General features: G+C 50.1%; 15 protein-coding genes. 2 read left to right on the top strand and 13 right to left on the bottom strand.

Annotated features, from left to right (window positions below; translation table 11 throughout):
* Positions 1-18 precede the first annotated feature (18 nt).
* From gctA to C1A11_RS05220, 4 genes are all read right to left on the bottom strand, one after another.
* A complete protein-coding gene (gene gctA / locus C1A11_RS05235) occupies positions 19-975 on the bottom strand; it encodes a glutaconate CoA-transferase subunit A (protein ID WP_341458130.1) in 957 nt (318 codons plus the stop codon).
* Between the two features lie 228 nt (positions 976-1,203).
* The gene (locus C1A11_RS05230) at positions 1,204-2,355 is read right to left on the bottom strand and encodes a sodium ion-translocating decarboxylase subunit beta (RefSeq protein WP_102049457.1); all 1,152 of its coding nucleotides are present in this window, start codon (positions 2,353-2,355) and stop codon (positions 1,204-1,206) included.
* A 15-nt stretch (positions 2,356-2,370) separates the two neighbouring features.
* Entirely contained in the window at positions 2,371-2,790 is a 420-nt protein-coding gene (locus tag C1A11_RS05225; RefSeq protein ID WP_102049456.1) for a biotin/lipoyl-containing protein, read from the bottom strand.
* Between the two features lie 65 nt (positions 2,791-2,855).
* Complete coding sequence (locus tag C1A11_RS05220; protein WP_102049455.1) at positions 2,856-3,158, bottom strand: OadG family transporter subunit; 303 nt, start codon at positions 3,156-3,158, stop codon at positions 2,856-2,858.
* A 658-nt stretch (positions 3,159-3,816) separates the two neighbouring features.
* Here C1A11_RS05220 and C1A11_RS05215 point away from each other — a divergent pair.
* Together C1A11_RS05215 and C1A11_RS13930 are read left to right on the top strand one after the other, a co-directional pair.
* Positions 3,817-5,106: an MFS transporter gene (locus C1A11_RS05215; protein WP_102049454.1), complete on the top strand. Its 1,290-nt coding sequence runs from the start codon at positions 3,817-3,819 to the stop codon at positions 5,104-5,106.
* Between the two features lie 6 nt (positions 5,107-5,112).
* Positions 5,113-5,547: a DUF4177 domain-containing protein gene (locus C1A11_RS13930; protein WP_242965841.1), complete on the top strand. Its 435-nt coding sequence runs from the start codon at positions 5,113-5,115 to the stop codon at positions 5,545-5,547.
* Between the two features lie 107 nt (positions 5,548-5,654).
* Here the strand turns inward: C1A11_RS13930 and C1A11_RS05205 are convergent, their stop codons facing one another.
* The 9 genes from C1A11_RS05205 to C1A11_RS05165 form a co-directional block, all read right to left on the bottom strand.
* Positions 5,655-6,083, bottom strand: coding sequence for a GNAT family N-acetyltransferase (locus C1A11_RS05205; RefSeq protein WP_102049452.1), 429 nt, complete (start codon positions 6,081-6,083; stop codon positions 5,655-5,657).
* A 118-nt stretch (positions 6,084-6,201) separates the two neighbouring features.
* Positions 6,202-7,386: a putative glycoside hydrolase gene (locus tag C1A11_RS05200; RefSeq protein WP_102049451.1), complete on the bottom strand. Its 1,185-nt coding sequence runs from the start codon at positions 7,384-7,386 to the stop codon at positions 6,202-6,204.
* A 23-nt stretch (positions 7,387-7,409) separates the two neighbouring features.
* The gene (locus tag C1A11_RS05195) at positions 7,410-8,027 is read right to left on the bottom strand and encodes an Rnf-Nqr domain containing protein (protein ID WP_102049450.1); all 618 of its coding nucleotides are present in this window, start codon (positions 8,025-8,027) and stop codon (positions 7,410-7,412) included.
* The gene (locus C1A11_RS05190; RefSeq protein WP_102049449.1) at positions 8,024-8,674 is read right to left on the bottom strand and encodes an Rnf-Nqr domain containing protein; all 651 of its coding nucleotides are present in this window, start codon (positions 8,672-8,674) and stop codon (positions 8,024-8,026) included. The genes C1A11_RS05195 and C1A11_RS05190 overlap by 4 nt, the downstream gene beginning before the upstream one ends.
* Positions 8,664-9,641, bottom strand: coding sequence for an RnfABCDGE type electron transport complex subunit D (locus C1A11_RS05185; protein WP_102049448.1), 978 nt, complete (start codon positions 9,639-9,641; stop codon positions 8,664-8,666). Before C1A11_RS05185 ends, C1A11_RS05190 begins: the two co-directional genes overlap by 11 nt.
* A gap of 54 nt (positions 9,642-9,695) precedes the next feature.
* On the bottom strand, positions 9,696-10,346 hold the full coding sequence (gene rpe / locus C1A11_RS05180) for a ribulose-phosphate 3-epimerase (protein WP_102049447.1): 651 nt from the start codon (positions 10,344-10,346) through the stop codon (positions 9,696-9,698).
* Positions 10,347-10,962: 616 nt separating this feature from the next.
* On the bottom strand, positions 10,963-12,921 hold the full coding sequence (locus C1A11_RS05175; RefSeq protein WP_341458129.1) for a TRAP transporter permease: 1,959 nt from the start codon (positions 12,919-12,921) through the stop codon (positions 10,963-10,965).
* Between the two features lie 23 nt (positions 12,922-12,944).
* Positions 12,945-13,430 carry a DUF1850 domain-containing protein gene (locus C1A11_RS05170; RefSeq protein ID WP_145995721.1) on the bottom strand — a complete coding sequence of 162 codons (486 nt, stop codon included), beginning with the start codon at positions 13,428-13,430 and terminating at the stop codon, positions 12,945-12,947.
* A 9-nt stretch (positions 13,431-13,439) separates the two neighbouring features.
* On the bottom strand, positions 13,440-14,474 hold the full coding sequence (locus C1A11_RS05165; protein WP_102049444.1) for a TAXI family TRAP transporter solute-binding subunit: 1,035 nt from the start codon (positions 14,472-14,474) through the stop codon (positions 13,440-13,442).
* Positions 14,475-14,552: the final 78 nt, after the last annotated feature.

Raw genomic sequence — 14,552 nt, 5'->3', positions numbered from 1 at the left:
TGTTTACCCTCCTTCTCCTTATTTCACCTGGGTGGCATAGCCAAACCCGGGCACGTTCTTCAGCTTGACCAGGCGAGATGCGCCAACGATGTTGAGCAGCTCGTAGTGATCTTTAACGCCGTAGACGTATTTGTCGAGGAATGCTTTGAAGTTTTCTTCAGTTTTGCTTGCCTCGCCGTACTCTTTGAGCATTGCGTTGTCGTAGTCGTAGTAGTTGTAGCACTGTGCAGGCCATGCACCATAGGGAACGTGGCAGACAGCTGCAACGCAGAACGGAGCAATAGAGTTGGTGGAAGGATCATGACGGATCTCTTCGTTGGAAACCAGCTCTTCGCAGGTTACGATTACGTTTTTCGCTGCAACAGCGATGTCAACGTCGTGGAACTCGTCGCCTTCAATCTGGCAGGTGCCGTCCGGAGAAGCTTTCTGCACGTGGATGATCGCGGTGTCGAGCTGCGGAACCGGCAGTGCGACAACTTTCTCGCCCGGGTTGAAGGGGTTGTCAATGTACACGAATTTATCGTTGGGAAGTTTGTCGATGGTCTCGCGGGTCTCTTTGCTGATGCCCCACTCGTCCACGAGGGAGGAGCCCATCATCAGACGAACCGGCAGGAACGGCAGACCGAGAGAAGCTGCATGCAGCATCATCATCAGTGCGTCCTGAGAGTAGTCTTCCAAGGTCAGCTCGCCGGCCTCGTAAGCTGCACGATAGCGGCGGGAAACGTTGGTGACACCGGAGTCAGCAGTGTAGCAGTTGATGTAAGCTTTAACGCGCTTTTCGCCGATCAGCATGTCCCAGTCGCCGCCAGCAGGGCCAGCTTCGACAATGAACTCGCCCTGACCCTGACGCAGGATCTCACGAACAGCCGCATAGGGCTTTCTGTTGGTGGTAAAACCGCCAAGGCAGATGTGGTCGCCGTTGTGCACATATTTTGCAACGGCATCATGCAGAGACATTACTTTAGACTCAGACAAAATGAAAACCTCCTAAAATAATTTTCAAATTTATAAGGGAAACAATTTTATGAAGCAACGGGCAAAAAAGCTTTGCAGCAAATATATCTGCAATAAGTCGCTTCTGTGCATGAAACTGTTTTTGCGGACCATACTTTTTATTGAAACTCACACCCAAGCTGTAGGTTAAATACGCCTAGGCAGCTCAGGTGTGTGTTTCTCTTTTGTATAGTTACTGCGGGTAGCTCATTAGAATACGGTCAGGAAGAAACCTGCCGCAACTGCGGAGCCGATAACACCTGCAACGTTCGGGCCCATAGCGTGCATGAGCAGGAAGTTGGTGGGGTTAGCTTTTGCGCCCTCAAGCTGAGCAACGCGGGCTGCCATCGGAACTGCGGAAACACCTGCGGAACCGATAAGCGGGTTGATTTTACCCTTGGTGACAATGCAGAGCACTTTGCCGAGCAGCAGGCCACCAACGGTGGAGAAGCAGAATGCGGCAAGGCCCATTGCGATGATCGCGAGGGTCTGAGGTTTCAAGAAGATGGCGCCCTGTGCGGTAGCACCGACAGAGAGGCCAAGCATGATGGTGATGATGTTGCAGAGTGCATTCTGTGCGGTATCGGACAGACGCTCAACAACGCCACACTCGCGCATCAGGTTGCCGAGCATCAGCATACCGAGCAGCGGAGCAACGGAAGGAAGCAGGAGGCTGCAGAAAGCTGCAACGAAAACCGGGAAGATAACTTTTTCAGTTTTGGAAACCTTGCGAAGCTGTGCCATTTTGATGACGCGCTCTTTTTTAGTGGTAAGGGCACGCATGATGGGGGGCTGAATCATCGGAATCAGCGCCATGTACGAATACGCGGCGACCGCGATAGGTGCGACTAGCTCAGGAGCCAGGTTGTTCGCAACATAGATAGCGGTCGGGCCGTCTGCACCGCCGATGATGCCGATAGCAGCTGCCTGCTGCGGGGTGAACATGCCGGTAGCATTTGCGAAGATAAATGCGCAGTAGATACCAAGCTGTGCAGCAGCGCCGAGCAGCAAGCTGATCGGGTTTGCCATCAGGGGGCCAAAGTCGGTCATAGCGCCGACTGCGAGGAACATCAAGCAGGGGAAGAGGCTGGATTTAACACCGGCATACATGACGCCGATAACGCCCGCATCGTACCAATGCTCGATTTCGTAGAAGTAAGAGAAAACGCCGGACATCGGCAGGTTGGCGAGGAACATACCGAAAGCGATCGGTAAAAGCAGGAGCGGCTCAAATTTCTTTACAATTGCGAGATAGATAAGAACAAAAGAAATCAGGATCATCACACCGCTCTGCCAGTTCGTCGCCAGCGCGGCAAAACCGGATTCGGCCGCGATCTGAGACAGAATAGCAGAAAAGCTCATGTTGATTTATCCTCCTTATTTCAGCACAACGAGGACAGCGTCGGTTTCAACGATGTCGCCTTTTTTGACGTTCACGGAATCAACAGTGCCGTCAACCGGAGCAACGATTTCGTTTTCCATTTTCATTGCTTCGAGGACAACCAGAACCTGGCCAGCTTTTACTGCAGTGCCTGCTGCAACTTTAACATCGAGGATGTTGCCGGGCATCGGGCTGTTAACGGTGGTTGCGCCTGCTGCGGGTGCTGCTGCGGGAGCGGGTGCTGCTGCGGGAGCCGGAGCTGCCACGGGAGCGGGTGCTGCTACGGGAGCGGGTGCTGCTACGGGAGCCGGAGCAACGGGTGCTGCTGCACCGCGGGTGAAGGACTGGTAGCCGCCGCTAACCTTCTCGATTTCGACTTCGTATTTTTTACCATTCAGAGTTGCAACGTATTTCATGATTCATTCTCCTTAAAATTAATGTAATTTTAATTGTTAATTCGCTCTGGATTTTTGTGTTCCAATCAACCGATCTCTTTGATCTCTGTGATCTGGAAAGATGTGAGCGGCATATGAGTTTCCTCGCTGACCGCTGCAATGAGAACGGCATAAGCCTCCTCATCAAGATTGTTCACCGGAGCAGCCGGAGCCGCTGCGGGTGCAGGGGCTGCAGCCGCTTTTTTCTCGCCGCCTGTCAAAACACCTACGATTTTAGACAGAACGATGATGGCAATTGCAAGCAGAGCCAGCGCGGCGACGACGATCAGTATTCCCATGCCTGAAATGACCAGCGACTGACCCAAGCTCATTGTTGTTTCCTTCCACATAAAAGCACCTCCTTATAGTATTCATCCATTCCGTATTGCGGAAAGCATTCCACTAATGCTTTGTCCTCACCTCTGCCATGCTTTATGTAAAAAAAATAAAAATTTTGAATTTTTTTCGTGTTAAAGCAAGAAAAACGCGCCGACAGGGGTCTTTTTTGAGATCTCTTCCGCGCGACTTGAGCAGTTTGCACAAACCACACAATTTATTTTGTGCAGCATGGCTATTTAGAGGCCGAAATAAATACTGAATTTGCCTTCATTATATCATAAAAACAGCAGAGTTCAACTCTTCTGTTTATAAAATATCGAATATAACAAAACTTGCCTTTTCTTCTTTAAAAAGATTTCATTTTGGGTGTGAAACCCCGCTCGTAAGAATAGAAAGCAAAGAAATCTTTAATCTTTTCGGCTTTTTGCCCAAAATCCTCAAAATTTTGTTTTATCTGGTAATCCTTCCCTCTTCTTGACAGGTTGAGCACTTACATATTATTAGAGGGCATCTAGGGCGCTGGCCTGCAAATGCTTACTGCTTTTTGTGCAAACTTCCTTCTTTTTTCAGTTCTTTTCCAATTGCTCTAGCCCTGCGGGAATGTTACAATAAATAAGAGCGCGTATATCGCACTTGAAACACCCCGCCCAGCGGGAAAGGAGTCTCTTTATGAAACTGAATAACAAACGCACCGTCACGGTCGGTCTGGCGTTTATGTCGATCTGCGCTTTTTGGCAGGTTTACGACGGCATTGTGCCACTGATCTTGAAAAACACATTCGGGGTCAGCGATACGGCTGCCGGTGTAGTCATGGCGATGGACAATGTGCTTGCGCTGTTCATGCTTCCTCTGTTTGGCACTTTGTCAGACAAAACGAGCACCCGCTGGGGACGCAGAATGCCGTTTATCGTTATCGGCACCTTGCTTGCCTCTACCGCGATGCTGTTAATCCCGCTGGGCGACCATTTCAATAACCTACCGCTCTTCATCATTGGCCTCGGCCTTGTGCTGGTGGCAATGGCTACTTACCGCAGCCCCGCGGTTGCTTTAATGCCGGACGTTACCCCGAAGCCGCTGCGCAGTAAGGCAAACGCGATTATTAACCTGATGGGTGCCGTTGGCGGCATTATTATGTTGCTTGCCATCAAGCTGATGGTGCCCAAAACCGATCATCCCGATTATATCCCCCTCTTTGCGCTAACCATCGCAATTATGGTCCTCTGTGTTGCCTATCTGTTCTTTAAAATCAACGAGCCCAAAACTGTTGCGCTGATGGAAGAAGAAAGCCGCGCAATGGGTGTTGAGGAAGAAATCGTCAACGAGGCAGACGGTGCCGCGAGCGAAAAAATGCCAAAAGACGTATTCCGCTCGCTTTGCTTTATCCTCGCCAGCGTCTTTCTGTGGTTTATGGGTTACAATGCAGTTACCACCGCATTTAGCAAGTACGCCTCCTTTCGCTGGGGCATGCAGGGCGGCGATTACGCCCTGGTGTTGATGATTGCACAGGCTGCTGCTATTGTTACCTATATTCCTGTCGGCATTATCGCCAGCAAAATCGGCCGCAAAAGAACGATTCTCATCGGTGTTGCCATGCTGGGTGTTGCGTTTGGCGCCGGTGCTATCTTCACCAGCTTCTCCGGGCTTATTTTCTTGTTCTTCTCTCTTGCCGGCATAGGCTGGGCTTTCATCAATGTAAACAGCTACCCGATGGTGGTTGAAATGAGCCGCGGTGCCGACGTTGGCAAATACACCGGCTACTATTACACTTTCTCGATGACGGCACAAATTATCACACCGATCCTTTCGGGTGCTGTAATGCAGTTCCTCGGCTATGAGTATCTCTTCCCCTACGGCGCGCTGTTTGTGCTTGCCAGCTTCGTCACGATGCTCTTTGTCCACCACGGTGACAGCCGCCCTGAAGCAAAGAAAGGCATCGAAGCCCTTGACGTGGATGACTAACGACTAATGCTCCAGCACATTTTGTGCAATAGCCTTTTATCAAAAAAGAAAACCTCGCCAGATTATATATTAGGCGAGGTTTTTTATATTGAACAATTAATTTTTGAGAGATTTTTACCAGCCCATGGAGTTTTGGCCCTGCGCATACACACTGGTTTTAAAGACCATAAACTATGTCCAATTATCTTCTTTGATATTAGCAGAAAGACGAGAAATGAGGAAATACTGATGAAAAAATATGAATACAAATTTGTTGAGGTTACAGTAAAAAGCGGATTAAAGACGAAGGGCGGAGATGCTTTCGATGAGTGCAAAAAAATCATTCTGCAAGAAGCAGAAAACGGCTGGCGGTTAAACCAGGTTGTAGCGCCATTCAATGAGAAAATGGGCATGTATGCCGCTACCGGCTACCAAATTATTTTTGAAAGAGTAGCGGAGTAGCCGCCCACTAATCTAAACACAGATAAACTTTGGGGAAAATCAAAGGGCATCGGTTTTACCGATGCCCTTTTCTGTTTCAATTAATCTGGTATAGACCAGCCTTCTTTTTATTTCAGCGGCTTTGAAAAAAGATGCTGCATCTTTACAAATCCATGTCGTTCCAAAAAGCTTTGTGCCTTTAAATTAACGCGAGAAGTATTTGCCCGCATTTCAGTACAACCAAGTGTTTTCGCCTGGCCGGAAAGTGCAATCAGCATTCCTGTCCCGATATTTTTGCCTCGCACCGCTTCCTCTACGTAAAGCTCCTGCAAAAGCCCGGCAAAGGTGCAGCTCGAAAGCAGCAGCTCCACCTGTAAGTCGCCGTATCCCACCGCGCGCTCACCTTCAAATGCAATGACCACCCGGCGACGCTTATCCGAAAGTACCGCCCGGAGAACCCCTGCAAACAGTTGCTGAGGCATGGCGGTGCCGGACGCTGCAGCGCAAAGCTCATAGAGGGCGGGCAAATCTTCTTCGGTTATGGCGCGTACGTACATGGCGAGTCGTCTCCTGTTTTTTGTAATTGCCAAGGTTTGCGTTTGCCATGGCTCAAAAAACGCCTCTGCCGGGACAGCGCTGTCCGCCGCAGAGGCGTTTGCATTTTTATCGAATGAATTACGGGATAAGCTGCACTTCGTATCCAGCTGCTTTGGCCGTTTCGTTTGCCGCACTCAGCTCATTGCCGGAGATGCCAGCAAGATAAAATCCCACCTGTTTTGTGCCGCCTTTTTCAAGTGCCGCTTTCAGACCTTCTAACGTTTCTTCCGCTGTATCCGGCAGCGTGTTTACCGTTTCGCCTGCCTCATTGACAGTGGTTACATTGGTGCTGCGTACCAGTACATTGGCAAGGCCAAAACCGGCCGGCGATGCGCCATAGCTTGCAAACGATTCACCCGAAACAGCCGCCTGCGGGAATTCAAACCAAACTTCTGCCTCTCCGGCCGCCGTTTGCAAGTCTGTACCCACTTTTGCAAGCAACTGCTCTTTGCTTCCGCTTAAGGTTCCAAAATCGCACGCCTGCAGGCTGTACCCTTCTGGGAACTGCAACCCGCTCACCAGAATTTTCTGATAACCCATCGCGCTGATTTCTTTGACCAGCTCGTTAAGGTAGGTCTGTGCAGCTGCACTGTTGGGGTTCATCCAGGGCTTACCGCCAAGCTCTTTGGCATTGTCAAGCCAGTTATAATCTGTGCCTTGATATTTCACCGCTGTTGCACGATCCAAATAAGGCATTGTCGAATCGCGGAAGGCCCAAACGGCCGCAATTGGTGTTACCCCCTGCTCAGTAAAGGCTTTGGCTACCGCTGCGGCATCAATGGCCGATGGCGAGATAGCACTTTTTGCAGCATCCACTGCACTATTGTAATATAGATTACCTGTTTCATCTTTGAGCGTAAGCACTGCGCCCGAAACACCGTTTTCTGCAAGCTGTTTCGCCACCTGTGCCGCCTGCTCCGGTGTTGCGACGGAAGAAAGCGCAACAAACTTCCAAGTTCCCTTGCCCGTGGCAGCAGATGGTGTTTCCGGCTCGGTAATTTCAGAAGGAGCGGTCACTGCGCCGCTCTGTGCTTCACTGGGGGCTGATGTACTGGAAGACGGCGGAGTGGTTCCGCCGTTTTTATGCTGGTACCAAAGCTTGGAGGCCAGGTCCAGACCAGGCTTTGCAAGCAGCCAACCGAGGGCAAACAGCACCAGCGCTGCCACAATCCACATCAGCACCTTGCGCAGCGTATTCTGACGATCTGCAGAACCGGAAAAGCTGCGTTTGTAGCGTTTGACCTTCATCCGTTTCTTTTTCATTTGCAAAGCCTCCTTCGAGCAACTTAAATTGCCGGCATGTGTCCTGTAAAGCCATAAATCGCAAGTGCCACGATGCCGATATAAATCAATGTAATCGGCAGCCCTCGGAAGGTAGAGGGCACATTGCGGTTACGAATTTTACGCTGGCCCTCGTTTACGACGAGGATAGCCAAAGCATACCCGACTGCGCTGCCCAGCGCAAAGCCCATCGTCTCCAGCAAAGTGTAGCCCGAGGTAGTCGTCAGCAACAGTGCGCCCAATACGCAGCAGTTAAAGGTAGCGGACGGCAGAAGGGCCACATAGTCTTTGATGTCTTTTATCTGGGTTTTCTGGGCCAGCAGTGCCAGCGCAAGCAGAATAACAAAATAGGCAATACTGGTGCAAAGCACATAGATCAGCGGGCGCACGGCGCCGCGCCAGGTAAGGTCTTGAATCAATCGGCCTGAAAAATAGGCCATCGGGGCACTCAGTAGCTGTACTGCTGCAAGCATAACAGTGAATTTGCCAAGCGAAACAATGCCGTCATCCACCATTTTGACAACTCGGGAAACACCAAGTGCCCGGCTAAACACGGCATTTTGTGCCGCAATTGCAACAACTGCGTACACAAAAAAGGTCAAGACGGATTTTAATACGATCATATCTCTCGTTTCGCCTCCATGTTGACATATTTCTTAAACAGGTTGCGAAGCCAGCGCCAAAAAGCAGCCATTAAGCCTACCAAAATAAACCCGCCCGCAGTAGAGCCTGCCAGAGGGAACGGCGCCGCTTTTACCAGCATATGTCCAAACAGGCTGCCTGCGCCTAAAAACTCGCGCAATGTTGCTACGAGGAACAGCGCCAGCAAAAAGCCGCCGGTGGTGGCAATGCCTTTGCGCAGTGCCATACCCATCGGCTCCAGCTGTGGCCGCTCGTACCGTTTAATGATAATCGGCTCCACAACAAGCAGCGGCAGATAGAGCCCTACCATACTGAGGCCTACGCCAAAAACAGCCCGCTCGATGAGATAGACCGGAATATAAAGGAGTGCTGCCGACAACGTGTAGACCACGCCACGAAAACGCATATAAGAGTAGCGAGAAAGGAAAGCCGCGAGCAGCCGGGTTGGGGTGAGCAATAGCAACACCGCAAGGCCGAGAATTAGCGCATTGTTTAGGCTGGTGGCCGCTACCACAATGGGTGCAAGGCCAAGCCCGGTGATGAGCACAGGGTTGTTTAAAAACAAACGCTCGGTGCGCATCAATCTTTCCATATTTTCTTTATAGTAAAGAGCGCGTTCAAGATTCATTCTGTTTTCCTCCGTTCAGTTTTTTATGGAGGGTTCGCGCACTGCAAATGCGATCAAGGTATCCGCTAAAGGCATTCGCGAGCAGCACTGCAAAACAGACGCCCAGCTCATACGCTCCATAACAACGGAACATCATGGTCAAAAACCCGCACAAAATGCCATATAGCACCCGTGCTAATTTATTTTTCGGTGCCGTGGTAGCATTGCAGACCAAAAAGATGCTGCCAAACAGCAATGCGCCCGAAAGCAGCTCGTATTTTACCACATCAAGTCGCGCCGCCATGGTAATACGGGGCATCAGCAAGCTGATAACCACGCAGGTAGCAAGAAAAGATACTGGAAGCTCCAGTGTAATGCGCCGGCGTACCAGCAGGTAAATCGCCGACGCTGCAATTACGATGCAGAAGGTGGTCCCCATCGGGCCAGCATAGCTGCCCAAAATCAAATCTAATGTTGGGATGTTCGGCACGCCGCCATTTTTTAAGGTATGTGCAGAAGCTTCAATCAGCGGCACATCCGAAGCGCCAAACAGGCTGAGTGTGCTGAACGGCTGCGGATATTTAAACAGCATCTCCGGCCAGCTGATGGTAACTACTGCATAGCCTACCGCAGCAGGATTAAACGGATAGCTGCCCCAGCCGCCAAAAATATGCTTGCCAATCAGCACCGCAATTGCGACGCCAACTACAATCATATAATAAGGTGCCGTTGCAGGAAGCATCAGCGTAAAAATTGCAGCATAAACAAACGAAGAGTTCTCGGTGTTATCGTGCGGGTAATGCCGCAGCAAGGCTACCAAAAAATCGCAGATAAATGCGGTCAGCAATGCTACGCCGAGCATCAGTGCCGGGCGCGGGCCATACAGATATACCGCCATAAATGCAAGCGGAAACAGTGCGAACAGCACATCGCATCCAGTTGCATAACCCTCATGTCGGGGGCGAATGGTTTCGGTTACATTATTCATATACAAAAGAACCTTTCCGGCCGCAAAGCAGCCTTCTTGGGGTTAACTTTATGCCTAAAGGCTTTTCAGCCAGCGGGTTTCGGCAACAGGGTCAGCTGCACTGAACACAGCCGAGCCCGCGACCAGCACATTCGCACCTGCCTGCGCGCACTGCTCCGCAGTATCACGTCCCACGCCGCCGTCCACCTCAATCCAGAGGTCGCTGCGGCCAATGCGCTCAGCCTCCGCTTTGATGGCCTGCAGCTTAGGCAGTGCAGACGGCATAAAACTCTGGCCACCAAAACCAGGCTCTACGCTCATCACCAGCACCAGCTCCACCTTGTCCAGATACGGAAACAATGCCTCTGCTGGGGTGGCAGGTTTAATTACAAGACCTGCTTTGCAACCAACAGCGTGGATGGCATCAATGGTTTCCTGCACAGGGCTGTCCGCTTCCAGATGGAACGAAATGAGACTTGCACCCGCTTTTGCAAAGCTTTCAATATAGCTTAGCGGGTCAGTAATCATCAAATGGACATCATAAAAAGCATCCAGCTCTTTTGCAAGGCTTTTCAGCACTGGGGCCCCAAAGCTAATGTTTGGCACAAAATGGCCATCCATAACATCAAAATGTAAAAATTCCGCACCTGCTTCTAAAACCATGCGGCAGTCCTGCTCCAGATGGGCAAAACTTGCAGAAAGCAGTGAGGGAGAAACGATAGACATAAATAGCTCCTTCCCGACAGAAATCGAGTTTCTGCCGAAGCAAATAGGTAGTATTACTATACACTAAAATCGTGAAAAAATCAACCAAATACACCTGCCCCTGCGTGGCATGCTCTTGTGATGCCACCGCAGCTTGCCATGCCTTTTTGCATCAAAGCCCCGTATCAAACGGGTGCATAAAAAATCACTACAGATCTTGCAGTAGGCAGCATAAACTCAGCCCGTTATGCGAGATTTTTTATTTTAAATAAGCCAAAAAAGCAATTCGCTATTAGCATTTTTCGATTGGTTTTCTATAAAACGTGATTTATTGCCAATATCAAAAATGCTATTTTTGCAGATCCATTTGAAATTATCTCGCAATACACAATAATTTCCAAAAAAGTGTGGCTTTTATCCAGGCAAAAGCAAACCTTTCTAATTATAGCCGAGGCTGATTTATTCTACTGCTTCTTTCATTCATAAGCGTCCTCAATTTTTCGCATCCACTCCCCCTGCTTTTGATGCTTTCTTCTCTAAAATTTCATTTTACCTGCAAGTTGTGAAAATTCTGTCTACGCAGAACAAAAAAAATCTGCTGCCCCGAAGGACAGCAGATTTGATAGAAGCGATGCTTTTAGGCAGCCGCTTTTGTTTTGTTTTTCTCCATTATGAACTGAAGTGCAATAATAACTGCGATCAGCCCAAAGCCAATTGCGTCGGTGATGATGCCCGGTTTGATGAGCATCAGACCAGCCGCAGCGGAGACAAGACGCATCGGCATATTCATGTGACGGAACATGAAGCCCTCAAGGCCGGCGGCAATTGCTGCCATGCCAACGATCGAGGTAATAACGATGAGAATGACATCGAACGCGTTGGTATCGATGAAAAGCATCGCATTATTGTAAGCAAACATGTAGGGCACGATGAACGCTGCGATTGCCAGACGGGTTGCATTGAACGCCGTCTTCATGGGGTTTGCCTTCGCGATTGCTGCACCTGCATAAGCAGCCAGCGCAACCGGCGGGGTGATGTCTGCAACGATACCGAAGTAGAATACGAACATGTTCGCCGCAATTGGGTTCATGCCCATACCGGTAATCAGAATCGGCGCGCAGGTGGTTGCCATGATAACATAGTTTGCGGTGGTCGGAACACCCATGCCGAGCAGAATGCAGCAGAGCATGGTGAGGATCAGCGCAACCAGCAAACGGCCGTTTGCCAAACCAACAATAGCCGAGATGAAAATCTGGCCGAGGCCCGTCATCGTAACAACGCCTGCAATGATACCTGCCATAGCGCAAGCAACTGCAACAGACAGAGTGTTTTTGCCGCCGTTTTCGAGTGCATTTACAAAGCCGGTCAAAGTCATGCGATTGTCTTTGTTCAGCAAGCTAACCACAACAGCAAGGCCGGTAGCGATAATTGCGGAACGGGACATCGTGTAGCCTTGGATAATCATGTAAACCAGCACGACCAACGGAACCAGCAAAAAGCCTTTGGTCAAAATCAGTTTGCCAAGTTTGGGCAGCTGATCTTTGGGAATGCCTTTCAGTCCCAGCTTTTTTGCACGGAAGTGAACCATAAGGAAGATGCCCATAAAGTACAGGAATGCCGGCAGAATAGCACGTACTACGATGTTGGAATACGGAACACCGCAGAACTCTGCCATCAAGAAGGCCGCTGCGCCCATGATGGGGGGCATAATCTGGCCGCCGGTAGAAGATGCCGCTTCAACAGCACCTGCAAACTCGCCGGGATAGCCGGTTTTTTTCATCATCGGGATGGTGATGGAACCAGTGGTAACAGTGTTACCAACCGAAGAACCGGAAACCATGCCGCAGAGTGCAGAAGAGATAACCGAAACTTTTGCCGGGCCGCCAACGGCAGCGCCTGCTACAGAGTTTGCGCACTGGATAAAGAAATCCGAAATGCCGGTCGCCTCAAGGAATGCACCAAAGACGATGAACAGAACAATGTAAGTAGAGCAAACGCCAATCGGTGTGCCGATGACACCTGTGGTGGTGTAGAACAGATTGTAGATGACCTTTTTCAAGCTGGAGCCCGAGGCGAAAGCATAGATGACAAACACCGATGCTACGCAGATAATGGGGATACCTACCACGCGGCGGCAAGCTTCTACCAGCACGATAATACCGATGACACCGAGCACAATCTCCAGCGTATTAATGCGGGTTGCACGGCGGACGATGGAATCAAAGTTGAATACATAGTAGAAAAAGCTGCCCGCGCCTACAACACCCAAAAAGATGTCGTAGATGGGGATATGGTTTTCGCGCATTTTTCCTTTTTTGATCGGGAACAATGCGAAGACCAAAAGGAAAACAAATCCCAAGAAGAGGCAGCGGCGAATACGTTCGTCCCAAGTGGAGAAAAGGTTCATCCACATCATAAACAGGGTGAACGCGGACAAGGCATAGCGCACAATTTTTTGCGGTACGCCGGTGTACACACGGGTGTTTGACTCTCGGTCAAACTTTTTCATCATCTCTTCAACGTCCGCCGCAGTACCAACTTCTACATCGGCAACCGGGGCGGTGTTTTCTTGGATGTCATTGACTTCGTTAGACAAATTGATGTCCTCCTTCATTGAAGCTAGTGTGGCTCATAGACAAAAGTGACCAAGCTGTTCCTGCCGCACAGGTCCCGTAAGCTGATCTCTTTGCCGCCGATTGTTAAAATGTGGTCTGAAACAGTACCTACAAAATAAGAGAGCGGCTGAATTTCTTTGTCAAAGCCAGAAATGATCATAGAGCCATCCTCACCATAGGTGAGTGTTTGTCCCGGGCCAAGCTCGGTCTGAACCCCGGCACCGAATCCATAGTAGATCGTTTGTTCCACATAGATGCTACCGTTTTTAATTTCGTAAATATCGGTTACCGGGCTTTTGTTTACGGAATGTACAAAGCCCACTGAAAAGCGGTGGTCTTTCGGCAGCGAGTACCGCGCATAAATCTGTCCGGTATTGCCGTTCCGTAAGGTGAGATACCCCTCGCCAGAGGTTCTGAATAAAAGTGCCGCCGCAATCATCATTAAAAACAATGCTGCGGCGACAACTCCTATTTTATGTTTTCTTTGCAAAGAGTTCCCTTATTTCAGAGCGCCGATTTCTTTGAAATACTTCTCAGCGCCCGGGTGGAACGGAGTGGACGCGCCAGCGACGGCATCTTCCGGGTTCAGCTCTTTGAATTTATCATGACCAGACTGCAGGGCATCCAGATTGTCAAACATGGTCTTGCAAAGATCATAGATAACATCCTCGGGAACGTCCATGGAAGCAATCAGAGTTGCCTGCACAGAAATGGTCTTGACGTCTGCATCCTGGCCGGTGTAGGTGCCGGAGGGGATGGTAGCTTTGGTGTAGAACGGATACTCTTTCATGAGCTTATCTGCATGCTCATCGTCGATTTCGAGAATCTTGATGGATTTTGCAGTGGAAAGGTCAACAACTGCGGTGGTCGGTGCGCCTGCGGTAACGAAAGCTGCATCGATCTTGCCGTCTTTCATCGACTCAGCAGAGTCGCCGAAGCTGGCGTTGACTTTTTTGATGTCTTTTTCAATGTCGAGGCCGTAAGCAGCGAGAATCTGGCGAGCGTTGAACTCAACGCCGGAGCCTGCGTCACCAACGGAAACGGATTTGCCTTTCAGGTCTGCGATGCTGTTGATGCCTTTGTCGGCAAGTGCAACTACCTGGCAGGTTTCGTCATACAGGCAAGCAACGGTGCCGAAAGAATCGTAAGCGCCTTCTTCAGCAAACAGGTCGGTGCCTTTGTATGCATAGTACATAACGTCGTTCTGTACAGTTGCAAGCTGTGCTTCGCCGTCATCAACCAGCTGAATGTTTGCTTTAGAAGCGCCGGTAGAGGTAACGGTGAGGTTGGACAGACCCAGCTTGTCATTAAGCACGGTAGCCATAACGCCGCCAACGGCATAATAGGTACCGGTAGTGCCGCCAGTGCCCAAGGTCAGTTTGGTTTTGTCGCCAGTTGCCGCTGCGGGTGCAGACGCCGCGGTAGAGCCGGCTGCCGAAGCTGCAGGTGCGCTGGAAGCGGAGCCCCCACAAGCACTGAGCGCCAGGCTGAGCGCAAGTGCGCCACAGAGAAGTGCTGACAATTTTCTTTTCATGTGTTTTCCTCCTGATTGTTGTTGTTGGAACTTTTGGAACAAGTTTCCAGTTCCCATTATATAATACATTGCATAATA

It is taken from the genome of Pygmaiobacter massiliensis (assembly GCF_900199435.1).
Lineage (GTDB): Bacteria > Bacillota > Clostridia > Oscillospirales > Ruminococcaceae > Pygmaiobacter > Pygmaiobacter massiliensis.
This window is presented reverse-complemented; position numbering and strand designations above follow the sequence as displayed.